The sequence below is a fragment of the Mycoplasmopsis verecunda genome, from assembly GCF_033546915.1.
GTDB lineage: Bacteria > Bacillota_I > Bacilli_A > Mycoplasmatales > Metamycoplasmataceae > Mycoplasmopsis > Mycoplasmopsis verecunda.
Window position 1 is genome coordinate 457,230 of sequence record NZ_CP137850.1, and the last position, 25,766, is coordinate 482,995.

General features: G+C 26.3%; 21 protein-coding genes. 4 read left to right on the plus strand and 17 right to left on the minus strand.

What is annotated here, in order from left to right; genetic code table 4:
• Positions 1-122: 122 nt before the first annotated feature.
• From rpsR to SAM46_RS01920, 8 genes are all read right to left on the minus strand, one after another.
• The gene (gene rpsR, locus SAM46_RS01885) at positions 123-389 is read right to left on the minus strand and encodes a 30S ribosomal protein S18 (RefSeq protein WP_078746787.1); all 267 of its coding nucleotides are present in this window, start codon (positions 387-389) and stop codon (positions 123-125) included.
• A gap of 10 nt (positions 390-399) precedes the next feature.
• Positions 400-966: a single-stranded DNA-binding protein gene (locus SAM46_RS01890; RefSeq protein WP_078746788.1), complete on the minus strand. Its 567-nt coding sequence runs from the start codon at positions 964-966 to the stop codon at positions 400-402.
• 21 nt (positions 967-987) lie between these two features.
• Positions 988-1,386, minus strand: coding sequence for a 30S ribosomal protein S6 (gene rpsF / locus SAM46_RS01895; RefSeq protein WP_078746789.1), 399 nt, complete (start codon positions 1,384-1,386; stop codon positions 988-990).
• Between the two features lie 190 nt (positions 1,387-1,576).
• Complete coding sequence (gene rbfA, locus SAM46_RS01900; RefSeq protein ID WP_078746790.1) at positions 1,577-1,915, minus strand: 30S ribosome-binding factor RbfA; 339 nt, start codon at positions 1,913-1,915, stop codon at positions 1,577-1,579.
• Between the two features lie 45 nt (positions 1,916-1,960).
• Positions 1,961-3,667, minus strand: coding sequence for a hypothetical protein (locus SAM46_RS01905; RefSeq protein ID WP_078746791.1), 1,707 nt, complete (start codon positions 3,665-3,667; stop codon positions 1,961-1,963).
• Positions 3,668-3,778: 111 nt separating this feature from the next.
• Positions 3,779-6,319 carry a DEAD/DEAH box helicase gene (locus SAM46_RS01910; protein WP_078746792.1) on the minus strand — a complete coding sequence of 847 codons (2,541 nt, stop codon included), beginning with the start codon at positions 6,317-6,319 and terminating at the stop codon, positions 3,779-3,781.
• A complete protein-coding gene (locus SAM46_RS01915; RefSeq protein WP_078746793.1) occupies positions 6,306-7,700 on the minus strand; it encodes a site-specific DNA-methyltransferase in 1,395 nt (464 codons plus the stop codon). Before SAM46_RS01915 ends, SAM46_RS01910 begins: the two co-directional genes overlap by 14 nt.
• Complete coding sequence (locus SAM46_RS01920; RefSeq protein WP_078746794.1) at positions 7,666-8,067, minus strand: hypothetical protein; 402 nt, start codon at positions 8,065-8,067, stop codon at positions 7,666-7,668. The genes SAM46_RS01915 and SAM46_RS01920 overlap by 35 nt, the downstream gene beginning before the upstream one ends.
• 398 nt (positions 8,068-8,465) lie before the next feature.
• On the opposite strand from SAM46_RS01920, the gene SAM46_RS01925 reads away from it, so the two are divergent.
• Positions 8,466-8,675 carry a hypothetical protein gene (locus tag SAM46_RS01925; protein WP_078746795.1) on the plus strand — a complete coding sequence of 70 codons (210 nt, stop codon included), beginning with the start codon at positions 8,466-8,468 and terminating at the stop codon, positions 8,673-8,675.
• A gap of 483 nt (positions 8,676-9,158) precedes the next feature.
• Here the strand turns inward: SAM46_RS01925 and SAM46_RS01930 are convergent, their stop codons facing one another.
• Positions 9,159-10,361: a variable surface lipoprotein gene (locus tag SAM46_RS01930; protein ID WP_078746796.1), complete on the minus strand. Its 1,203-nt coding sequence runs from the start codon at positions 10,359-10,361 to the stop codon at positions 9,159-9,161.
• A 315-nt stretch (positions 10,362-10,676) separates the two neighbouring features.
• On the opposite strand from SAM46_RS01930, the gene SAM46_RS01935 reads away from it, so the two are divergent.
• Positions 10,677-11,522: a DegV family protein gene (locus tag SAM46_RS01935; RefSeq protein ID WP_078746797.1), complete on the plus strand. Its 846-nt coding sequence runs from the start codon at positions 10,677-10,679 to the stop codon at positions 11,520-11,522.
• Positions 11,522-11,785: a hypothetical protein gene (locus SAM46_RS01940; protein ID WP_078746798.1), complete on the plus strand. Its 264-nt coding sequence runs from the start codon at positions 11,522-11,524 to the stop codon at positions 11,783-11,785. The genes SAM46_RS01935 and SAM46_RS01940 overlap by 1 nt, the downstream gene beginning before the upstream one ends.
• On the opposite strand, the gene SAM46_RS01945 is transcribed toward SAM46_RS01940, so the two are convergent.
• The 7 genes from SAM46_RS01945 to SAM46_RS01975 all read right to left on the minus strand — a co-directional run bounded on the left by SAM46_RS01945 (position 11,782) and on the right by SAM46_RS01975 (position 16,599).
• Positions 11,782-12,597 carry a hypothetical protein gene (locus SAM46_RS01945; RefSeq protein ID WP_143826096.1) on the minus strand — a complete coding sequence of 272 codons (816 nt, stop codon included), beginning with the start codon at positions 12,595-12,597 and terminating at the stop codon, positions 11,782-11,784. The genes SAM46_RS01940 and SAM46_RS01945 overlap by 4 nt on opposite strands.
• A 35-nt stretch (positions 12,598-12,632) precedes the next feature.
• Entirely contained in the window at positions 12,633-13,310 is a 678-nt protein-coding gene (gene pgsA, locus SAM46_RS01950) for a CDP-diacylglycerol--glycerol-3-phosphate 3-phosphatidyltransferase (protein WP_078746800.1), read from the minus strand.
• On the minus strand, positions 13,264-13,869 hold the full coding sequence (locus SAM46_RS01955; protein WP_078746801.1) for an MHJ_0274 family protein: 606 nt from the start codon (positions 13,867-13,869) through the stop codon (positions 13,264-13,266). Before SAM46_RS01955 ends, pgsA begins: the two co-directional genes overlap by 47 nt.
• Before the next feature lie 11 nt (positions 13,870-13,880).
• Positions 13,881-14,204: a hypothetical protein gene (locus SAM46_RS01960; RefSeq protein ID WP_078746802.1), complete on the minus strand. Its 324-nt coding sequence runs from the start codon at positions 14,202-14,204 to the stop codon at positions 13,881-13,883.
• 9 nt (positions 14,205-14,213) lie between these two features.
• Positions 14,214-15,686 (minus strand): magnesium transporter, encoded by a 1,473-nt coding sequence (gene mgtE / locus SAM46_RS01965; protein ID WP_078746803.1) that lies wholly within the window; start codon positions 15,684-15,686, stop codon positions 14,214-14,216.
• A 2-nt stretch (positions 15,687-15,688) separates the two neighbouring features.
• A complete protein-coding gene (locus tag SAM46_RS01970; protein ID WP_404824656.1) occupies positions 15,689-16,213 on the minus strand; it encodes a diadenylate cyclase in 525 nt (174 codons plus the stop codon).
• Between the two features lie 134 nt (positions 16,214-16,347).
• Positions 16,348-16,599 carry a hypothetical protein gene (locus tag SAM46_RS01975; protein WP_078746805.1) on the minus strand — a complete coding sequence of 84 codons (252 nt, stop codon included), beginning with the start codon at positions 16,597-16,599 and terminating at the stop codon, positions 16,348-16,350.
• A gap of 301 nt (positions 16,600-16,900) precedes the next feature.
• On the opposite strand from SAM46_RS01975, the gene SAM46_RS01980 reads away from it, so the two are divergent.
• A complete protein-coding gene (locus tag SAM46_RS01980) occupies positions 16,901-18,238 on the plus strand; it encodes a variable surface lipoprotein (protein WP_078746806.1) in 1,338 nt (445 codons plus the stop codon).
• Between the two features lie 383 nt (positions 18,239-18,621).
• Here the strand turns inward: SAM46_RS01980 and SAM46_RS01985 are convergent, their stop codons facing one another.
• Entirely contained in the window at positions 18,622-25,719 is a 7,098-nt protein-coding gene (locus SAM46_RS01985) for an MGA_1079 family surface serine endopeptidase (protein WP_078746807.1), read from the minus strand.
• Positions 25,720-25,766 lie beyond the last annotated feature (47 nt).

Sequence of the window (25,766 nt, forward strand, 5' to 3'; positions counted from 1 at the left end):
TTAGTCAATATTTATATAACTAATTAGTAATATAATGAAGTTTATTATTAGTTATTGTTAGGGAGATATGAAAAAATCACAACTGGTCAAGTTGTGATTTATTATCTAAAAGTATATATTAATTAGTTGCTTTTTGATACACGAGGACGAACTACGTGGTAAGGCATTAAAGCAATAAATCTAGCTCTTTTAATTGCATTTGCTACTTTTCTTTGGTGTTTAGCACATGTACCTGTTGATGATTTAGCTTTGATTTGTCCTGTAGCTGTTACAAATTTGTTTAATAATTCAACATTTTTGTAATCTACATATTCCATGTGATTATCACAAAATTCACATGATTTTCTTCTTCCAAAACCTTTTTTGTTACGTTTGTTAATGTAAGCCATTTTGTCTCCTTTATTCATCTAAGTCGCTACCAAATTCAAACATTGCAGATAAATCTTGTTCTACTTTTGGTGTTTGAGTTTCGACTATTGTATTTTGTTGTTCAACATTTGGAGTTGTATTTTCGTATGAATAATCAAAGTTTTCATTTCTTTGATATGTACGTTGTTGATTTACATTATTTGCAGGTGTATTGAAACTTGGTGTAAAGCTATTGTTATTTGCATTTGCATTATTTGTGCGCATTTCACGAACAGCTTTAGATTCAAGTGCTACTACACGGTCAACTGTTACATCTAGTGAACGAACTAATTGATTAGTTTGATTACTGTTGTATGTTGATGAATGTAACGAACCTTCAACAAGGATTAAAGAACCTTTAGCAAGATTATTTGTAATGAATTCAGCTGATTGTCTTCATGCAACAAGCGGAATAAAATCAGCAATTTCATTACCATTTCCACTGTAATTTGGTCTATTTACAGCAATTGTTAGTCTAACATAAGGTACATTATTTGAAGTACGTGATAATTCAGGTGTACTTGTAATACGACCTACAAGTGTAATTTTGTTATACATATAACTCCTTAGAATGTAAAACTATTTTTCTGAGTTTTCTTTACGAACTCTAGGTTGACGTGGTTTTGAAAATTTAGCATCAGCTTCTTTTGTAACTCTTTTTCTTCCACGTGATTTTGCTTTATCATCAGCTTTTTTATTAAATCCTTTTTCTGTGTCAAGGTTAATAACTAGTACTCTTCAGATATCTTTAACGATATTTGAACGACGTGTAAATTCAGCAATTGCACTACCTTCAGCTTCAACTAAAGCTAAAACGTATTGAGCATGTTTTGATTTGTTTATTTCGTAAGCAAGTTCGTTTCTTTCAAGTTTTTCAACTTTTGAAACACCTTTACCGAAAACTTCTGTTAAAAGATCGTTTAAAACTTTAACATCAGCTTTAGGGTTTACGATTGTCATAATTTCGTATTTGTTCATTGTTTCTCCTTATGGTCATTTCTGGGCTAAATTAGCCAAGGAGTATTGCTATATACTCTTGTATATTATACAAGAGTTTTATTTCAAAATTAATTTACTACTTGAATTTTGATATCTATGAGATAGTAAGAGAAAACACAATTATATAAAAAACAAAATATAGCACGATTTTGTTGCTATATTTTGATAATTATTGTTCGTTTTTAATCTTAGCTAATAATTCATCGATTTTTTGTCCTGTTTTTGAAACTTCATCAAGGTAAAAATGAACATTTGGTACCTTTCTTCAATCAAGTGATTTTGATAATATTTTTCTAACATAACCTGATGCATTATTTAATGCTTCTAGTCCTTTTTGTTCATTGCTTAAAAATGTCACATAAACTTTAACATGTGATAAGTCATTTGATAGCATCACATCCATAACTGTAGGATCAACTACATTTACATTTGTTATATCATTTGCAACTATATCAGCAATTAATTGTAATAATCTTGCTTCTTTTCTTTTTAAGTTAATTTCATTCATAGCTAAATTATAAAACCTTTTTATTAAATTCTTGAATAAATATATTTATTCAAATACAACAGTTTGTTTAAATAATTTATCACCCTGATCAGCTAATTTGTAATAAATTATTAATGTTTTTGTTTCTTTATTCAGTGTAGCTTTGAGATATTTTTGATCATTTTTATCTGTTGTAGTAAGAATAGAATCTAAAGTAAGTGGTGATATTGGTGTAAAGAATAAATTAGTATCTTCAACTCCACCACCTGAAATTCCAATAAATGGTGTTTTTGCTTTTGTGTATTTTTGCAATACTCCAGGTTTTCTAAATAATCCTTCGCCTTTGGAATCTCACATTATAATGAATTTATCTCAATTCATTGCAGTAGAAAGTTGAAGAACTTTTCTTTCTTCATAATCAGATTCTTTAATTTCTTTTGTTATCTTAAACCCTGGTATATTTACATTAAATGTTGCTGTAGCAAAATTATTTATATTTTGTGATTGTCTAATACCATCACCTAGATAAATAACTCCATTTTCATTTTGCACTGGAATGCTATCAAGAGTGAATTGAACAGTTATAACACCTTCGTATTCATTAGGTGTAATTTTTGAAATTCTTACATTTGATTTCTTAATAAAATCAGATGTTAAATCAAATTTATCTTCTGGTTTATTTGTTTTAGAATTTACTAAATTATGATTAATTCTTAATCCTTTATTTAGTGTTTCGACATTAACATCATTTGTTGGTATTTCAATTAGATTTTTGCCTAATTCTTTTTTAAGAATGTTTTTATCAAAAGAAAACATTCGATCAATTTGATAATTATCTACTATAGCACGAGCAGATAGTGCTTTAATAGGTAAATTGTTAAATGTTATTGTACTTGTTTCATCTGGTTGTGATTTACCGCTTCCATATATAAAGAAGTAATTCATACTTGGTGTATCGAAGTATAAAAATGGTTCAATAAATAATGTTTGTTTATCTGGTAAAGCAATATTTTTATCATATTCAAATGATACTTTAACTACATCATCTTGAACTTTAGGAGTAATTGCTTTTTCTACTGAATGATTGTAATAACTTCCTACAAAGAATTTATATGAGTTATTATATCCTTTGCGCGCTTCTTTATCAATATCAATTAATAATTTACTTTTATCAATTTCAAAATTTGATGCCTTAGTTAAATCTAATTTAGATTTTAAAATGTCTTGATATTCATTAATTCCAATATATCCATCTACTACATAGGAATTACTAAATTCCTTAAAGACACTTGAATCACCTTTAGAAAATACTTTGAATTTATAGTCAAATTTCATTTTTCCAAATTGTAATAAATCGTCTCAATGAGCATTTCTGTTTTCTTCTGCTATTGGTTTAATAGAAATGATTTCAACATTTTCAGTTTCACTTGGTTTAAGCTCTAAATCTTTTAAATCGTTTTGATCAGCTAAAAATGCTGTTTTTCTTAATCTAATATTATCTTTTAAAGTTGGATTAATATTAGAAACATATTTAGCTAATAATTCATCATTATTTAGATTTAAAAAATCTTTATTTATATTAATAGGTTTTGGTTCATCAATTGGTTTTGTAATAGGATCAGGATTTGGCTTTTCAATAGGTTTTGTGATTGGATCTGGTTGTGGTTCTTTATCTATTGGTTTTTTATCATCTTTACATGATATCGCAATAGCTGGTAGCATAGTTGCACTAGCTAGTGAAAGAGTAATTAATAATGTTTTAACTTTTTTCATAATATCTCCGTTTAATACTGCAATTATTATATGCTTTTCCTAGCTTGATATCGCGAAATGAATTAATATACAAAATAAAAACAGAAACCATTTGGTCTCTGTATTGCATTATTATTTATTTCCTTGTTCTTGTTCATTTATGATATCTTGAACAATGTGTTCTAAACTATGATATTGATCTGTTTGTAATTTTTCATTAATTAGTGAATATGATGATATTCCTTCGTATTTACTATTAATTACTTTACTATTACTAATAGTTTTTCTATTAACAATTAAAGTGTATTGTGGTGTATTGCTTAATAATTTAACATCATCATTACTTAGTTTAGCATTATCATATTTTTCAAAACCATATTGGATAATATCTTGGGTTTTTACTGAATCGTAATCTTGTTCATCACCGTCTCTTTTGATTTCAACGACAAGATTATGATTTCCTATTTTAATTACATAATCAGGGAATGATTTCGCTATTTTAGTGCTTTCTCCTAGATATTCAAATGAAACACCATTCATTGTAGGATTCTTGAATCATACTTTGATATTTTTATCAAAACTCTTTCAAATCTTTTCTTGCTTATCTTTGAATAATTGATACATTTTTGGTTTTTCTTTAATCAATAGAGAAAGAATGTCTTCTAAAGCACTTCTTTCTGGATCACTTTCTGTCATAGTGATATCATTGTTATTTTTATCTAAAATATCTTTAGTATCAAATGCTGATAAAACATTTCCTTTAGATATTTTCTTATGAGTATCACTTTTACCTTTAGGAGCATAAATTAATTCATAAGCATAATGATTATTTAAGAAATTTAGCTTTTCAGATTTAACTTCAGCAGCATTATTATCATTTGTTGGTGGTTGATATAAATATGATTCTGGCAGTTTCATTTCGCAGAATTCATATGTTTGTTTAGTTGATTTCATTTCTTTATTATAAATATCAGCTATTTGTTGAGCTTTATATTTAAGAAATACATAATAAAGTAAATAATATGTTAAATAAGGATGAGTATCTTTAATTTGTTCCAATATTTCTTTAATTTTATTTGATATTTTTGCTCTAATTGTGCTATTTCAATAATTCTTTTGTCTATCAATTAATCTATTGCATCAAATAGCTAATTCAATAGAGTTTTTGATAGTTGATTTGATAATTCATTTAAGGCTATTATCAGAAGCTGTTATTTTTTCTTTTTCATGAATTATTACACCATTTGTTTCGAATTCTTCAATTAAATCCTTAGATCATTTAATTAATTCATCAGCTTTAATTAAATTCAGAATTTTATTATGATAGTTTTCTCTATTTTTAAATCCATATGTTTGTTCTCTATTGATTTTCCCAGATAAAAATACTTCATTTCTGTATTCATCTTTTAATCTAAATGAATAGAAATTATCATCATATTTAGATTCATGATTTGAATAAATATAGTATTTATAAGCTGGATTTTTTTCATTTCAGTTTTCATCATTAGTATAACTAGGAGATGGATTTCTCATAATACGACCAATAGTTTGAACACTTAAAGCTTCCGAACATACACTTCTAAGTTGTACCAACATACAAGCTCTTGGTATGTTTCATCCAACAGCTGGACCTACTTTAAAAATAACAACATCACAACTTTGCGAATTATTGTTTGAGATATCTTGCAATGTAGCTACTCCTCTTTGATCTGAAAGAATTTTTTCATCAGAGAAGTATTTCGCATATCTAAGTCCATTTTCATATAATTTAGCTTCTATTTCATCTAATTTTTGATCAAATTCATCAATTTTATCTTTATTTTTATCGCTTATTTGAATAAGCATAGCGGGTTGAATAAATCTTAAACCATATTTATTTTCCGAATCTGTATATTGATTTCTTAATTCTTTGAATTTATCTATAGCAACTTGTAATAATTCCATATCTTTGATATCGTTTTCAGTTACATATTCAAGATCTTCATTATAAACAAGTTGATGTTTTAATAACTTGACATCATCTTCTCTTAATTCATCTAATGTTATTTCTACTACTTTATTATTAGGATTATTAGGAGTAGCAGTCATCTCTATAGTAAAAAGAGCATGTTGTCTAAATAAGGCATCTGCTTTTTTACTATCTTCGTCAAATTTAGATGAACCTTTATGTGCCTCATCACGAATATATACTAATTTAGTATTTGTTTCATCAAATTTAAATTGTTGTAGAAATTGATCTAGTACACCTTGCTCAGTAAAGATTCTGTTTTTACCAAATGATGCAAGTCCTAGTACCAATACTTCATTACTATTTACTGTAATATTAGCTACATAATCTTTAACTTTTAAACCTTTTTTATTAGATGAAGGTGATTGCATATATTTAACATCTTTAATATTATTACTTGTAAAATGTGGTAAATATTGCAATAAAGCATTTTGCATTTGTTTAGGTAATTCAGCATCAGATAATGTAGCTACTACGAAAACTAAATTAATATTGTCGTTTTTAGTATTAGTTATTAATTTATCTATTACATTAGCCATCATAAAGGTTTTACCAGAACCTGTCGGAGCTTTAAAAGTAACAGCATTTTTACCTAATTTTGCTGTAGGGTCAAAATATGAAACTATTTCATCCACTGCTTTTTCTTGAACATTAGTTAGCTTCATTTTCTTCCTTTTGTTCTTCAGTTACTTCTTCATTAAAAGCATATAGTTCTGTTAATAAAGCAAGTGCTTTATTGATATCTTCATCAGATAATGAGACACCAGCTAAATGTTTAATTTCGTTAATAAATAATTCAATAGGTTGCTCTATTTCATCTGTTACATTGATATCATAATAAACTGTGTCATAGACTTCTAGGGATTTTTCGTAAGGCTTATTTGATTTTAATCAATTAAAATCTTTTTCACCTTTAGTTCCTATTCCTTTTGAAATTCTATGAAATCTTTCATATGTAACTGGAATAGCTATTTTTTCTTTTTCGTTAGTTACAATTGTGAATGTTCTATTAGAATTGTTGTTTTTATTAATAGATCATACGGAGTGTCCAGTTGTTCCGCTACCAGCATAGAAATCTAATACTCTTGCATTTTCATTAATATTTAAATTAATTAAATATGCAATTAATTCATATGGTTTTGTGAAAGGAAATGTTAATTTTAAATCATTCATTGTTTTTGCAGATGAATCTGTGGTTTTCTCATCATAATATCTGTCAGTTACAGCAACATTTGATTTGATTGGTAAAAGCTGATGTTTTTTAGGATCATATTTAACTTTTGTGTACATTTTTCTATAAGCTTCTCATTTACCATTTGATGAATTTCTTTTAATTTCAATTAGTCCTAAGCTATTACCTTCATCAAAAGTTTTCTTGTTTCATGTGTAGCACATTCATTTCGAAGGATCTTTATGTTCATTTTGTCAAATTTTAAATTTCGTTCCATCTGGTGCTTCAATTTCATAATCTAAACTTGGATTATATTGAAACGAAGATCCTGAATTAGAATGTCATAAAGGAGTTAGTTTATAAAAACCGCGTTCATTAAAGTATTCATCTTTATTTATATATTTCTTGCTATTTAATTCTTCTTCACTAAAGAAATAAGGTGTTAATTCTAATGTATCAAGATTTTTTGCATAAACAAGTATAAATTCATGTTGCTGATCAATTGTTTTTCTAAATCCGGTATTTCCTGATGGCTTTCTAGTTTTTTGTCATAAAATATTTGAAACAAAATTTTCTTCTCCAAAAATTTCATCCATTATAACTTTTAAATATGCTTGCTCGTTATCATCGATTGAAACAAAAATTACCCCATCATCCTTAAGGAGTCTTTTAGCTTTGAGTAATCTTTCATACATCATATTTAGTCATCCGTTGCGGGAATATTTGTCACGATAGATGAATTTTTTAGCTTCTTGATGTTGCTTATCATCTGCTGTAGAGTTTTTATCTTCTTTAGCAGCTTCTGTATTATAAGGAGGATCAATATAAATTACATCGTAATTATATTCGTACCCTGCTCTCTCTCTCTCTCTCAATTACTAATAAATTATTTAATACATCATAGTTTTCACCTATGATTAATAAATCTTTATTTAAAGCATTAGTATTAGAATTTTTACCTTCAAAAGATAATTCATCATTTCTTTTTAATAATGCTATTTTACGATTATTGATATTTTTAGCATATGGTGCTATATCAAAAGTAAATCCAATTTTAACTCTTTGCACAAGTAATTGGAATATAGATTGTAATTTTGTATCTTCATCAACTAAATCAATAATGCTTTTAGCTAATTCTTTTTGATCTTTATTAAATGATTTAGGTGATAATTCATCAATTTTATCTTTATATTTTTGTTTTAATTCAGCTAAACCATTATTTTTGTTTGTTGTACCATTCATTTTTTCCTCCAAATAATATTTATATTTTGATTATAAAACAGAATGAACCATTACATAGAAAAAATACGGAAATTAATTAGATTTTTTTAAGTGGGGATAGTTTAATAATATTAAATAAAAACCCACTCTTAACTGAGCGGTGTTTTTCCTCTTTTTTGCTAACTTAATAGCATAGTTATTGTATCAAAAATGATAATTATAAATTGCTGATAAATTTATTTTTAAGTACTATATATAAGCATAAAGAGTACCATGAGAAATATTTTAATTGCACTCAAATGTTATTTATTTAAATATTAAAAATTAAAAAGATGGTCTTCCACTAAGACTACCATCTTTTTTGGTTCCGTTGTAAAATTTAATTGAATATACATCACGAAAGGAACCATTTTTATTATATGCTAACCGATAAAAAATTCAACAATAAAAATATTATTTGTTTAGAGTACATTAAAAGAGTTGATAAAACTTATACCACACAAAGTCAAATTCCAAAATATTCACATTTTATAATCAGACCTTTCGAAGATAAAAGAAAGCAAGAAGAACTCAATAAAGAAATGAATCAAGCAAAACAACAAAATATAAAATTTTTGATGATAAAATAAATGGATTTCAATTATATCCACGATGATATGAAGAGAGTTGAAAAAATTATAAAACAAATATTCAAGATTTTTACTCGTTTGCTTTAATTTTTTCAAATTTTGATACCGAAATTAAGAATGAACATAAAGAATTTCAAAAGTCTAATGGATATAAATGAAATAAAATATTATTTAGTGATTTTAGAAATGATTTGCCATATGAGCGAAATCTAATAACTAAAAATAAAAGATCTTTAAAATTACCATGATCAAATGAAATTGTTGAATATAAAATAAGTGATCCGAATTTTAAACTACCATATTATTGTTTTTATTATGACACAGCTTGAGATGATAATAGTCCCGGACCAGATATACTAGACTCTTTAAACCTTGATAATAATTTTAAGAATAAATAAAGTCCTTCAGTTTCTTTAATTAAAGAAACTGATTTTTATAAATGCAAAATAAAAGATTACTATATTGCTATAGTAATCACTTTTATTATATAGAAATGTATTCTAATATTAAATTAGCAGCTTGTTCTCTAGTAACATTAGCACCGTCTTTAGTTGCTTCTTCAAATTTAACTAGAAGAGCTTGAAGTTTTTGTTTAGTTTCAGTATCTTCTTCTGATTGAAGTCAGTTTTCAATTTGTGTTTTATCAGCTTTTAATCTTGTAATTGTTGAAGCAGGTACTTGTTCATTTTTGTGTGCTTCACGAATTTTATAAAGTTGAACTTTTAAAGCTAAATTGTCTTCAGCAGCTGTTTCTTCTTCATCTTCAGCAGTATTTAGTTTAGCAAAAACTTCATTAAATTCGTTTACATCTGAATAAACATCTTTTAATAAAATAGCTTCTGAAAGAATATTAGAAACTAAAACTTTAAGTTTTTCTTCATTATCTTTAATTGCTTTGGCAGCTTCTTTTATTTTAGCTTTAGTTTCTTCTTCATTTTGATTTTCAGAAGATAATTTAGCTAATTCTTCAGCTGTTTTATCTAAGTTGTCTGAAATTTTATCTTTTACTTGTTTTAAATCTTTTGATAATGAATCATTTAATGTATCTAATAATTTAATTTTATCTTGTGCTTGTTTTAAGTTTGTTTGTAAAGTTGATAATTCAGAATTCTTAGATTCAAGAGTTTTTTCTAATTCAGCTACTTTTGCTTCTTTTGCTTCTAAATCTTTTTGTAATTGAGCAACTTTTAAATCAGCTTCACTTTTTTCTTTAATTAAATTTTGAAGTTGAGCTTTTCTAACATTAACTTCTTGCATTAAATTATCATATTGACTTTGTTTAGCTTCTAAATCTTTCTTAGCTTTTTCAATTTCTTTATTTTTAGCATCTAGATCTTTACTTAATTTAGTTACTTTATCATCAGATTGTGATTTTTGTGTTTTTAATGATTCAGCTTCTGTTTTTTTAGCATCTGCTTGAGCTTTAAGAGTCTCATATTCTTTTTGTTTAGCTGCTAAATCAGCAAGAGCTTTTTTAGCTTCTTCGACTTTAGTAGTTAATTCTGTAGTTTTGCTTGATAATTGACTTGTTATAGTGTTTAATTCAGTTGTTTTAGCTGCTAAATCATCTTGTAGTTTTTTAATTTGATTATCTTTTTCAGTAGTATCATTACATGCAACAGCTAAAATAGGAGCTGTAATGGTTGCAATTGATCCCATAGATAATAATATTTTTTTAAATTTCATTTTTAATCCTTAATTTAAAAGTTTGTTTTATTGAGCAAGATGGTTTTAAAATTTACTTCTAAAAGAATCTTGGAGAAAAAATAACTCATAATTATTATATATATATATATATATATATACCAAAAGGCTTTTTATCACTATAATATAGTGGTAAAACTAAATAACTAATAATTAAATTTATCTAATTCAGGTACAAAATGATTTTAAGAAAATAATTTAGTTGCTAATAATAACCTTTAAAAATGGATATAAATGTAATTATGATACCAAATATATGCACGATACCTTTTAGCTATTTTATAATATAATTGAGTTATGAAAAAACTAGGAATTATATTAGACTCATTTTGTGGTTTGTATGAAAAAGAAGCACATGAAATGAATTTTAAATTTATCCCATTACAAGTGGATATTGATGGAGAAGTATACCAAGATGGTTTAAGTGATAAGATTGAAGTTTTAAATAAAATGTCGGAAGCTAAATCATTAAAAACTTCAAGTCCAAAATTAGAAATCATTAATAATGTTGTAAAAGAAGCAAGTGAACAATACGATGAAGTTATTTATTTGGGAATTCATCCAGCTTTATCTTCAACATCTAATCATGTTAGAACAGTAGCGAATGAATATAAAAATGTTTATGTATTTGAAAATCATTGAAGTGGATATCAATTAGTGAATGCTGCAAAATATGCGTTAAAACTTCGTAAAGAAGGATTGGATTTAAAAGAAATCTTTACTGAATTACAAAAAATTGATACACAATCAGCAACATATCTTGTTCCTTTTGATATGAAATACATGATTCAAGGTGGAAGATTACATGGTGTTAAAAAATTCATCATGACTACAATTAAAATGATACCTATTTTAGAATATACATATGAAGGCAAAGTAACTCCTGTATTTCTAAAAAGAACATCATCAGGAGCAATTACTAAAGCAATGGAAAAAGCTTATTATTTCCCTGATGATGTAACTCAATATGAATTTAATTGAATGCATGGTACTTCACAACAAGTGAATGATGAAGTAATCAAAATGGCTAAAGATTTAGATATCACTCTTGCTCATGAACAAATTACATCTAGTGTAATAGCAATTCATACCGGTCCTGAAGCTTTTGCTATTACCGTAATGCCTAAATTAAATCTAGACTAATGTCTGCTAAAAAAACAAAAACCAAAAAAATAAAAGAAAGTAAAAAAACTAATACCATTAAACTTAATACTACTGCTCAAAATGAAAAGAGATTCACTAAATTAGTTGATAGTATTATTAAAGAAAACGAACAAGATGAATTCGAAATAAAAAAATATCGCAAGAATAAAGTGGCTTATGCTCTTGCAATATTATCTGTAATAGTTATTTTACTTTTAGTAATTTTAATTATTTGTGCAATTGTATATGGATGAGCACGTTAATGAATGAATAATGCTGAATTATGACTAATTGGCAATATTATATAAATATATGATACTATAGCTGTTGAAACAATATAAACTAATGCAACAAACATTAAATAAAGTGCATTAGTTTTTCTTTTGCTCTTATTATAATAATATGAGACAATAAATGAACCACCAGATACATATATATTAGTAGGAAACGAAAAACGAAGCATTCAAGAAGCACTTAGCAACATACATAAAGTTAAACCACCTGTATAAGTTGAAGACAAAATATAATTATTTGTTTTATGGTTAATAATATATTGAATAATAAAAGTTAATAATGTAAAACTAAAAATAAATCCAGAGTCTCATAATAGTTCTTTAGGTTTTATATCTTTAACATTTTTATATGAGTTATTTAAATATTTTTTATTTCTTTTAATGCGAACTCAAATTAATCCTCCTAATGTTCCCCCGATAATATGACCTAGAATAATAAGCCAAATATTAGCTATATGTATTTGTGTTTTAATTGGATTAAATGCATATGTAAAGACATAAAATAATGTAACCATCGGATTTACAATCGGAGGAATATTGTTATTAATCTCATCAAATTTATCGGGTTCAAATATTTGAGCCAAAATACGTAAAACAGCAAATGAGATTAAAGCTGCTGTTAAAGTCGCACAAGCATAGAAAAAGGGATATAAGAAATTACGTTTTGTATATTTATGTGCATAATGGGTGCATAAAAAAGACATAAGTGTTAAAAACCCGACACTCATGAGTTCAGCAATAAAGAATTCTCAGATAAAGTCTTTGGTTAATAGATATTGCACTTATGTCTCCTATATTTAAATTATAAGATAATAGGTTATTTTTTAACTGTTGTTTTTGAATTTTGTTTCATTTTTTTAGATGCTGAAACTACATACATTACACCTGAAATAATACTTAAAATTAATGCTACATAAATAGGTAAGTTAATTAAGTACATAAATCCATATTGAGTAGCAAAATTTGTATATGGTAATCAGATAATGATTAGGAACGTTACAACAATACCGATTGATAAAACTAATGTTTTAATTTTACCTAATTTACCAGCAGCAACACTTCCGCCTACTTTAGCTATAAACATTCTAACACCATCAACAATAATGTCTCTAAGAATGAATAAAGCTACAGCTCAAAATGGTAATACATTGATTACACCAAAATAAATAAGCACTAAATTAGTCATAGCTTTATCAGCAATAGGATCTCAAACTATTCCAAAGTCAGTGACTAAATTATTTTTTCTTGCAATTCTTCCGTCAAAAAAGTCTGTAATCATTGCAATAACAAATAATATAACAATAGCAACATTAACAACTGTAAATCCTACTTTATATCCTGTGTTAGCTAGTGATACCACAGCTATATTACCACCAAATTCATTTCCTTGTGACATTGTATAATAACTAGCAATCATTAATAGAAATACTGGTATTAATAACAATAGTCTAATTAGAGTCAATTTGTTGGGTTTGTTCATGTTTTTCAAACTCATTATAATATACCTCCTGCATTTGCTCTCTTATTATATTCTCATCTCTTAATAATGAATCAATTTCAGTCTGATTATATTTTTCAACTCTATTTCTTAAATTATCAATGTTTTTATTGAAAAAGCCAGTAAAAATCGATGCTTTTTTATCTCATAAGTTTGCATTTAAATCTCTTAATGCTTTAAAATTTTCATCAATTGCAACAAAAAGTCTTAAAGTTTCATTATCTTCGGCTGCTGAATTACGAATAAATTCAACATATTCTGGTGATTTATATATAGCTAACATAATATTTCTAGTATGTTTATTAATCTCACCCATTGAATATTTTCCAATACTTGGAACAAATTCTGATAATGTTTTATTATTCAGTGCAAAAAGCTCATTCATTTTTACACATAATTCATAAGCATATACTGTTGCATTCTTATTAAATTCAACCATTTGCACTCTTAGCTTTCTTTTATTTCTTTTATCTTTAATGTACTGATATGAAATTCATACAATGAAAAAGAATAAAATAACAGCAAATAGTATTCAAATTCCTAATGTTAAATCCATCTAGTTTCTCCTTATTTTGTAATTTTTAATGCTCACTTAGAGTCTTTTTTAACAACAAATTGCTTCATAATTTCATCAAGTTGTTCTTCTGAATATTGTTCGCCTTTAAGCATTGCGGTATATAAATAATTTGAATATCCTTTAAAATCAAATGAAGCTCTTGGTGTTACTTCAGTATAAGTAATTCTTCCACCTTGAGATAATGGCTCAGAAATACTTACTTCAGTACCTTCAATTTCTTCTTTAATTTGATTAAGATATTGTTTCATTTCAGCTTTAGCTTCTAAATATCCTTCGGCTAAAGTTTTAACTCTTTCAATATTAGCTGTTTTCATAATTCTCCTTTATATCCAATTTAACGCATGAGCTGCTGCAAGAACACCAATATTTAATCCAAAAAATATTAGTGTTGATATAGCATCACTTAATGTGGCTAAAATAGGAGCAGACATAACAGCTGGATCTTTCTTAAATTTAATTGCTACAAGTGGAATAATTGTTCCTAAAAATTTGGCAAAAATAACTACTACAAATAGTGATATAGAGCTAGCTATAATAATAAATGATATTGGTCCTCAGTCAGCTTGTGTTCCATCGCCATTATCTCTAAAACTAGGTATTGCAAAATAAATATACAATCTAGCAACATTAACTATGAATAATATCATTCCAATTAATGCCCCAACACTTATTTCTTTTCGTATAACTTTTCAAATGTCTTTATGTTCAATTTCTCCTAGTGCACTAGCACGAGTTATGGTTGTTGAACTTTGTGATCCGGCATTACCTGCTGAACCTGAAATTATCGGTATTAAACCAACTATAATACCAGTTGAAACAGTTATACCTAATCCAGTAATAAAGTTTTCTGAAATATTAGAGAATTGTTGAATAATATATTGTGAAAATGTAGCTGATATCATCAATATAATTAATCAAACAACACGTGATTTAACAATTTGAGTTATTCTAGTTTTTAAATAGTTTTCTTCAGCAGCTTCTGGATTAATACCAGCTAGCTTATACATATCTTCAGTTGCTTGTTCTTGAATAACGTCAATAACATCATCTGATGATATCATCCCAATTAATCTATTATCAGCTGATACAACAGGTAATGTAGATCTATCGTGATCAGCAAAGATATTAGCTGCTTCTTCTTTGTTGTCATATGGATGAACTGTTGCAACAGCATTATATAATTCATCTAATGTTTCATTTTCATCATCAGCGAAAACTAATTCTTCAAGTGTTATATCACCGATTAAAAATCCATTTTCATCAGTGATATAAAAGTTGTGACTAAGTTGGATATTACTTTTATAGTCTTTTTTGATCTTTCTTATGGCTTTTTTAGCAGTTCATGTATCGTTAAGAACAGAAAGGTCAACTGACATAATGCTTCCAACATGTTCATCATCATAAGAAAGTAAGTTATTTAATTTTGCTCTTTTATCATCTGGTGTTTGAGAAAGTATTTTTTTAGTAAAGTTAACTGGAAGATCCTCTAAAACGTCAACTAGTTCATCACTTTCCAAATCTTGAAGAATTTTCATTCCTCATTCTTCAGTAAATGATTTTGCTAGTTTTACTTTAGTATCATCATCTAAATATGAAAATACTTCAGCGGCTTCAGTTGTCTTAAGTACTCTAAGAACATAAAGTTGTTCTTCAATACTTAAGGATTCTAAAGCTTCAGCAAAGTCGGCATAAGGATAGTCTTCGCACAATTCCCGAACAGCAATAATTTTTTTATCTTTGATTAAAGCGGATAGCTTATCAAGTAATAATGCTTTATCAATTTCTGTAAATTCCATTATTATTGTTCTTTCAAGTATTTAATTAATTGCTCTTGGAATTGTTCTAATTTAACAGGTTGTATAATGCTTCCTTTTAAAATCTTAATACTTCCATCTTCTTCAGAAACAACAACTGTGGTAGCATCACATTGCTCTGAAATACCCATGGCTGCACGATGACGTGAACCATATTTCGGATCAACACTTTTACGTGTTATTTTATAAAATGTAGCAGCATAATAAATTTTATTATCTCTAATAACTACAGCTCCATCATGTAATGGACTTGTTTTATTAAAAATAGCAATCAATAGTGAACTTGAGATATTAGAATTAAGTACAACTCCATCGGTTCTTAAGTTATCAATATTATCATTATTTTCAATTGTTATTAAAGCACCGATTTTATTTTTAGAGAAATATTCAACGCTTTCTCTTAATTGGTTAATTAAACGAATTTGACTACTTTTACCGAGTTTCTCGTATCTAGTCTTTTTAATTTTAGAAGAAATAAAACTATAAATATGTGGTCATAAATAAAGCATTAAGATACTCAATGCAATAACAAGAATAAAAACAGCTAGTATTATTAATGCTGTGATTGAACTACTTGATATATTATTATTTGTTTCAGCTGCCAAAGTAGTTGAAACTTCTGGTGTTTGAAATAACTTTATCATTAAATACCTTTAATTAAGTATGCAATTAAAATAATAAGTATCATTATTAAAAGTGCAACACCTGCTCCAAAAAGGTTAATAAATAAATCTCTTTTATATCAAGGCAATGACTTTTGCTCAGTGTTATAGTTTTGTTTTTCTTTTTCTTTTTTTGCTAAAAGGATAGCATGTTGAATTTCTTTTTTTCTAAATTCAACTAAGTCTATATATTTCTTTTTTTCTATATTATTTTTTGTTTTTTCATCTGACATATTTGCCTCCTTTTTTAATTACTTTAATTTTAAATTTTTTTATCAAAAATAAAAATAATTTAAAAAGAAAGTTAATTGGTAATTTATTGTTGGTTAACCACTTAAAAAATGATTTTAAAGTTGTTTTATTATATGAAATATAGATTGTTTTTGAAGTACTGTAAAACACTAAAATACATTATAAAATGATAATATTTCCACATTTCCACATTTGGATATATTTCTAAAAATATTTTATAATTTATATAGATATGAAAATATCTTAATATGCTATTAATTAATAAGTAAAGGAACTTTATAAATGAAAAAATTTAAAACACTTTTAATTACATTATCAGGAGTATCAGCTGCTATTTTACCAGTCGTTGCTGCATCATGTGGTGGAGGAGGTACAGAAACTAAAAATCCTGAAAAACCAGGTGATGGAACAAATTCAACTCCAGTAGTAAACCCTACACCAGTAACACCAGGAAATGGTGACGGAACAAATCCAACTTCAGTGGTAACCCCTACACCAGTAACACCAGGCAATGGTGACGGAACAAATCCAACTCCAGTGGTAACCCCTACACCAGTAACACCAGGAAATAGTGATCAAGGAAAAACACCACCTAAGCAAGATCCGGGAACAGGTGGTGATGATAAAAAAGAAGTTGCTAAACCAGCATTAGATATCCCTGCACAAGATTCTTCTGCCACTAGCGAAGTACAAGCAGTAAATGAATTAGGTAGAAAATTAATGGAATCTAAATTTGAAGTAACTTTAAATGCTGATGAGACAGCTAAATTCCTTAAGAAAGTGGAAGCAGTAAGCACCAAATATCCTACTCCACAAATTAATTATGATTACATGTCATATAAACTTACAACTGGAACAGGTAAAGCTTCTGGAGATAATGTTATAGGACAAGAAATTCCTACATTAAAAGATAATAAAGCACAGTTAGCTAATGCTAAAAACCCATTATATACTAATAATAAAAATAAAACTAATCCAAGTGGTTTTCTAACTGTTGAATTATTCAAAGATAAAGGTTATGCAATTGTAACATATAAATTAGCTAAGTATGAAGGAAAAGACAAACCATATACTGTATCATCATTAGAATTTAAATTATATGTAAACTTTGTTAAACCGGTAGAAAACAAAAAAGAAAATGATGATACGAAACCTGGAGCCACACCTACAGTAGAAGATGCAGTAGTTAAAAAATTAGATCAAGAAGGAGCTAAATTTGTAGCTGAAAAAGTTTCAGTAACATTAAATGCTGAAGATTCAGCTAAATTATTAGAATCAATCAAATCTGAAGAAACTAAAAATAAAGTTGGATACGATTATAAATCATATAAATTAACAACAAAAGTTGATGGAAGAAATACAAGTAATTATAATATTGGTGATGAAATCGCATTTTTCAAAGACAATAATGTCCAAATGGTTAATGCTACAACACCACACAGAGTAAATTCTGAAGGACAAACAAGATATCAAACAATGGTAGATGCTATATTATCAGATGATGAATCAAAAGTTACAGCAACATTTAAATTCGGATCTGGAAATGGTGCTAAAGATGATTGAAAAGTTTCATCTAATTCATACCAATTAGAAATTAAGCTAACTAAAGCAACCGCTTAATATAAGTTTTAAACACTCAGCAATGAGTGTTTTAATTTGCAATACCAATTGTTATGTTTATCGCATTAGAACTATAACCTTTAATAAAACTATTTACACAAGTCAATTTGTGATAATGTATTTGGATACATTCTCCTGACTTTTGCAGAATCGCATTAGATATCAATTGTGCATATACGCTGAATCGTAATCCTAACTGCAACACTTTTTAATAAAATAAAGAGTGGTGCAGTTTTTTCCTGAGTCTCCAACTTGGAAACTCAGGAAAAATATCAAAAATTAAAAAGATGATCTTCCACTAGGGATACCATCTTTTTAATTTTTTTCAATTGTCGCACAGCATAATACAATTCAGTTCTATGAGACTGTTTCTCGGTTATTTATTATTTTTCTGATTTAATAAATTCCTTAAAGAATCATGGAATTTCATAAGTATTTGGCGCAAAAGCATTAAGGCGCATTATATTTCTTGCTAATGAATGATTGTTAATTAAGCTAAGCGGATCTTGGCCTTCTTTATTAATTCCGTAATAGTTAGCTGATTCAATACCGTTATCAAAAGCTCCTTTTTGACCAACTAGGTATTTTAATGGTGTTCCTGAATTAATTGTTGAAATGTAATCTCCTGTATCATTCATAACTCCAGTTCCTGAATTACCTTGATTATAGAATGAAGGGATATAAGAAGTTTGCGCTCAAAATCCATCAACATTATATCCATTTGACATTCTATGAATTATATAACCAGCTTGTTTACCGAATGGGAAACCATTAAATAATCCATGTTGAATATTTTTATTTCTATTTAAGCTTTGAATTAATAAGAAATCGGATAATTTTAAATCTTTTAAATTAAATCAATTTTTATATCATTGAGCCACATAAATATTCCCATAACGTAATTGTTTATCAATTATTTTGTTAACATCAATAATTGCAACAGTAACATCAAAATGTTGTCCTTTTAAAATAACATCATTATGTAAATCAGTTGTTTCATCTCTACGAGAACCTGTTTTGGTTTGATTAATTCCTGATCATATAATTTTAGCAGGTGCTTCTACATTATATGGAGGATTTCAATAACTAAAACCTTTATCAATTTCATTTTCAAAATTTAATCCCGAAACTGTTTCATAAGTCCATCTGCCATCTTGGCTATCTTCTGGATTATTTTGTGTCGAATCACTTGCGATAACATGGTGGTTAGTGAAAATGTAAAATCTTCCATCATTAGGGTCTTTATTTACTTTTGCAACCATCATACCTGAACCATAAGTAGTTGCAAAAGCACGAGAGACTAAATCTTTTCCAATTGCAGAATTTCTATATGCATCATGTAAATATTCATTATCAAATTTATATCCATCATGCAATTTATATGACAACATTTGATTTGGATTATATTTAAATGGATCTGTAAGTGAATCTTGATTATACAATACAATAGGAACATTTTCTTGTGTAAATGACATGTACTTATACGAAATTATATTTGTGGTATTAGCATTACCGAAATCTTCATTAGCTATATCATTTTCATACTCATAAGTAATTCTTCCAGCAAAATAATCAAAGAAGAAAGCTTTTTCTGGATCAAAAGTATTTTGCAATTCATTTGGTACATCGAAATATGGTTGTTTATATAGCTCGGTAATTGCTTTTTCTTGTATTATCTTGTAATTAGGATTATCTAGTTTAAACTCAAAATGCATACCTTCGTCTATTAAAGTAATTATTAGGGTATAAGCTACAGAAACTTTACCTGTTTTACTATCGAATTCATCGGTTTTTCTTTTAATTACAAGTTTACCATTATCTTTTAATTCTTTGTAATTGAATTCAAAGTCTAATCCACCTTCTTTTCCTGTGGTTAAGCCTTCAAAGACCCTTCCGTAAGTATAGTTATCTAAAAATCTAATATTAGCCGATAAATGCAATTTGACTTTAGCATAAGTGTTATTTTGTTCTAAAACAGGCTTAAAGTAATCATTTTTCAAGGTATAGTGAACTGAGTTTTTATCTGCGCTAGCTTTTCAATAATTATCTTTTTGTGTTGTTTCATTAGTTCTTAATCTAATTACTTTTCCATTAGATTTATAAACTTTTTTCATCGATTCATTAAATTTCAATGTAGATAATAAAACATGATCTGAATAATCTACTTCATTAGCTTGATTATTTGTTTTAAATCCATCTATTACATACCAAACATCACCAACAAATTCTTTGTTATTATTAATTCCTTGTCTAACTGGCTCTTTGTAGGCTAATCTAATTAAAAGTCTACCATTTTTATCATCGGGTTTAGCAACATCCTTGATATAAAATCCATTAGGATTTAAATTAATACGTTTATATGATGGAGTTCTAACAGAAACTTTTCATGGGTTATTATTTTTGTTAGTGTTGTAATCTTTTACAAATTCAGATGGTAAGGTTGTCTCTTTACTTTTTAGAATATTATTAGCATATGGATTAAAGTTATCTACTTGATAGTCTAATCTAATTTCAGATTTTTGTACTCTATTTAATATAACATTAGGATAAAAATCTTTAAACATATCGTTTTTTAAATTAATCAATGTTATATCGCCAGATGTATATCTTTCATTTAAATCCTTTTTATATATGAATCCAACTTTGAATATCATTGTTCAGCTCATATTTCTAGGATCAAACATTTCAATAGTTTTTGGAACTTGTTTGTATTGACCTGTGGTTTCATCATATTCATATTGAGTTGTTTGTCTTGTAAATCTAACATCATAAAAATACATATAGAAATCATTATTTAATCTACTTCCATCGATATTATTTGTTGGAGTATTTCTTGGAACTAAAGTATCTTTATCAATAATTGGAGTTTCTTCAATTTTAGGTCCTTCTTTTCCTAAGTGTTCATCACCATAACTATTTTGGTCATTATTGAATCCATTATTTTTCTCATCATCTTTCGACTTATCACTTTTTGATGCTTTAAGTTTTAAAATGTAATTTATTTTATCATATGATTTTTCTCGCATTATGGCATCAGCATCAAAAACTCTTTTTCCTCATGATAAACGATATTCAAAATTATTAGCATTTAACCCTTTAACCATGTCTGAAATTTCTTTATTATGTCCTGTTGTCTTAAAGTCCTCAGCTGTAAATCATTCACCATTAATTGGTTTTACATCACGATAAGTACGTGGTTTGAAGTAATTAAGTCTGAACTCTTTACCTTTAGCTCTTCAATCAGACAGTACTTTTCCATCTTTCATAGCAGCTAGTTTAATGTTGACAAAACCATTTATATCATCAACAGAATAATCTGAAGGATTTTGATTTAAAAACACAATATCATAATCTTTGTATTTAGGTAGAGAATACATTTCATTTAACTTTTTAACACCTTCACTAGCAATAAATAAGGTGTGTGTTAATTCTGGATTATTAACAATCAAGTGAGATAATATTTCTTGATAGTTATTTAAATAATCTCTTAAGGCTCATCATTTTTGATCGTTTTGAATAATTTCATCAGCATCTTTAGTCTTAATTTCTAAATTATAGTTATATTCCGGCCTTTTTTGGCCTGTTATTTTTATTTTAAAAGTTGCCGTTCTCTTTCTGTCATCATACTTAAAGATGTAATCTTTATCAAGATTTATAATTTCTCATTTATTGTATCCTTCAGGTAATGAAATATTTAAGTATTTATTTAAAAGTTTTGTTAAAAATTTAACTTTTTCAGCATAAGTATATTTATTTTTATTTCAAGGAGCTTCTCATGTTTGTTGAATATAATTTCAATCACTTTCACTTTCGTAATTAAAACTTTTTACACTAGAATTATCGCTATCTTTAATAGCTATATATCAAACATCTTCAGAAATTAATTTAATAAGCCCGTTAGATTGATTGTTTTGTCATTCTTTTTGTCTTGTTAAATCTCATTTATATGTTATTTTTGTTTGTTCAGCTAATATATTTCTTTCTTTAAAAACAACTGGTTGTTTACCTGTTAATGTTAATCTTTTAATAAATTGACCTTTAAAACTAATAATTACATTAAAGGTTATTTTATTATCATCAGTTAATGAATAAGTATTTGGCTCAATATCATAATCGAAGTTTCATTCAAGATTTCTGAATTTTTTGTTAAATACATTATTTAAATTCGTATTAATATTCTTAATAAAATCTTCTTTATAGAAATGAGTAAAGTATGAATAATTAAAGTTAAATAAATCTTCAATATTACTTTGATTTATTCTATTAATAATATCTTGAGTTTTTGCATCAAATTTAACATTTTTTAAAATATAAGTTGAAACATTATCTCTAGTGATATTGTATTTAACCTCTAAATCATTAAAATCATTTGAATTTAATTTCAATTCTTTTGAGTTAATTTGAATGTTATTAGATTTATTTTTTTGTCTTAAGTATAAATCAAAGTTTTTATTATTAATTGAGATACTTTTAACATTTAAATCATAATACATATCATTTCGGTTAGTTACTCTTTCATCTAAAAGAACAGATATATTTTGTTGAGCATCTTCTTTTAATTTGATGATATTTTCTGGATAAGTAGTATTTACAGTATTAATTAAAGTTTCAAGATTTTGTAATCCAGTAGATTTTTGTTGATTGTTTAAATTTACATATTCAGTAGGTAAATAAGGAATTTGAGTCTTATAATTAGCTCCATCTATTTTAGTAGATGGTAATGCTTGTAAACGAGTTAAAGTAGCATTTAACTTGTTATATTTATCTTCATATAATGAATCGCCTTGTTTAATTACTTGAATTTCTCTTTGAAACCCTAATAATTTATTAGCAAAAACTGTGATTTTTTCACTAATTTGATCATTAGTTAAATTAGTATTATTATTTTCTAATTCTGTAATAATTTGATCAATTTTTGATATTTGCTCAGAGTAATTATTAGATAAGGTATTTTTATATTGTTCTGCTTGATTTTTATTAATAATTAATTCACTTAAAATATTAGTTCTTTGTGAATCGTAATATTTAATTGTATTATTCTTAAAGTTGGCAACAGTACTATCAAATGATTTTTCTATTTGTTCTAGTTGTGTAATTTCTAAAATACTATTTTCATCATCAATTTGTTTAATATAACGATTAATTAAGCTATTTCCTTGTTGCTTAATTGGTTCATAATATGCTAGTAAAGCATTAACCTCACTTTTAAATGTATTTATCTTATTCAGTAATTCATATTGTTTATTAGCTTTTATTAAAAGATTATTTGCATTTTGGATGTTACTTTGTATAGTAGAAATATTATCTGGAGTTATATCTTTACTTAAAAATGGAGTAATTGTATTGGTTAACTTATTATTTGTATTTTCTTGAATTAAATTTTGCGTAATTAAACTATCTTTTTGAGCAATTAATTGATCTATTTGAGATATTAGTTTATCTCTTTGCTTACCAAATTCAGCATAATTGTTTAATTCTTGTTGAATTAAAGCTTTAATTTCATCCGATTTTGCAATATCTTCTTGTAATCCAACTAAATTACCTGTTGCGATATCATTATTTGATTTTTCAATATATTTATTAATTATTTGGAATGATTCATGATTTATATTTGATAAATCATAATTATTAATTTCTTGTAATATACTTGATAAGTGTGTTATTTTTGAATTAATTAATTCTCTTCTTGCTTGCTCTTCTTGATTTTTCTTTGTAATTCTATTTTGAGCTATTGTATGTAATTTAATTAATTCATTATAAGTATTTTGTAATTGATTTAAGTCTCAATTACTATTATTTTGATTAAATGATGATTCTAATTCAGCAAATTTATTTTTTTCTTCTTGTTGTAAAACACTTTGAACATCATTGGCTTTTAATTGATTAATTAAATTTATAATATTATTTTTAATTTTTGCTAACTGGATTAAATGTTGTCTTTGTTGTTCGTTATATTGTTCAATTGCACTATTTATCTTATTAATTAATTGTTCTAATGTATTCTTGTCCGATAATAAGACTTCTTTATTTCTAGCACTTATATGTTTATCTAATGTAGATAATACAGAAGAAACTTCTGATTTTAAATCATTTGATAAATCGTTACCATTAGCAGAATTAATTAATTGAGTAACTTCATTTTTATAAGTGTTTATTTCACTAATTAATTGATTAATATATCTTTCATTATTATCATTAATAATATTTAACTGTTTTTGAATTTCATCAATTAAGTTTTCTAAATTTTTGTTATTAGCTTTTAATAAATCTAAATCATTACTATTAATAGCTTGATTACTATCTTTTTCAGCTTGAACAATTTTATTATTTTGCTCATCACTTAATCTATTTAATTGTTTAAGAGCTTTTAATTCTTCTAATAATTGAGAATTAAGCGTTATAAATTTCTTAATTTCTAATTGTCTTTTATCATATTCCTTAGCTTCTTCTTTAGCTTTTTGTAATAGTACAGTCAATGATTCTTTATCTTGAATTAATTCATTAATATTTTTGTGGTTATAATCATCTTGATATCTTCTAACTAATGCATTAAACTTATTGTTTGTTTCTAGGCTAAGCTTATTTTTTAATGTTTCAATTTGCTTAGTTAGTACTTCTAATTCACTATAAATTGCTAATGATTGCTTTCTTTTTTCTACTTCTGCTTTATAATCTTGTGCTGATTGTAATTGAGAATTAAGTGATAGTTTTACTATTTGCAATTGGTCTAATGAAGAAGAATTTACATTTAAGCTAGTTAAATTATTAATAGATTTAATGATTTCATCACGTAATATTATTAAATCTTGACTTTGATATGGTTCTTTTATTAATTCATTAATTTGATCAATTATTTTTTTATTTTGTTCTATTAAATTATTTTTTTCTTTAATAATTAATAAAACTTCATCATTTATTTTTTGTTTTAAAGAATTCAATTTAACTATTAAATTCTCAAACACTTCGTAATCAGTTTCGTTATCAATTTGTTCTTGACTTAAAATAAATTTTGATAATTCATCATTAGTTTGCTTAGAAATTTCATTTTGATATTGTTTTACATCATTAAGTAATGCTTTGTATCTAACTTTTAAGGAATCTAAATATTTTTGCTTTTCATTATTAATTCTTTGCTCATATACATCGGATCACTTTTTAACTTCATTATATTGTTCGTCATTTATAGTTTCTTTATTTTTTAACTCATTTATTTGCACAATTAAATCATCAATGCTATTTACATTAACATTGATTTTATTATTTACAATATATTTATCATTCTTTAGTTCATTTAATTTTGTTGCTAAATTCAATAACTTTTGCTTTAGTTCAGCAGTCTTTTTTTCTTGTATTGGATCTTTAACTACAGGCGGGGGGGTGACGGGGTTGGTTTCCTTAGTATTTCCACAAGCTATAGAAATAAGAGCAATTGGAGAAATTGCTAAAATACCAGCTAATTTTTGTAATGATTTCTTTTTCATAATAACATCCATTCTTTTACAATAGGTAAAAAACTCATCAGTATGAT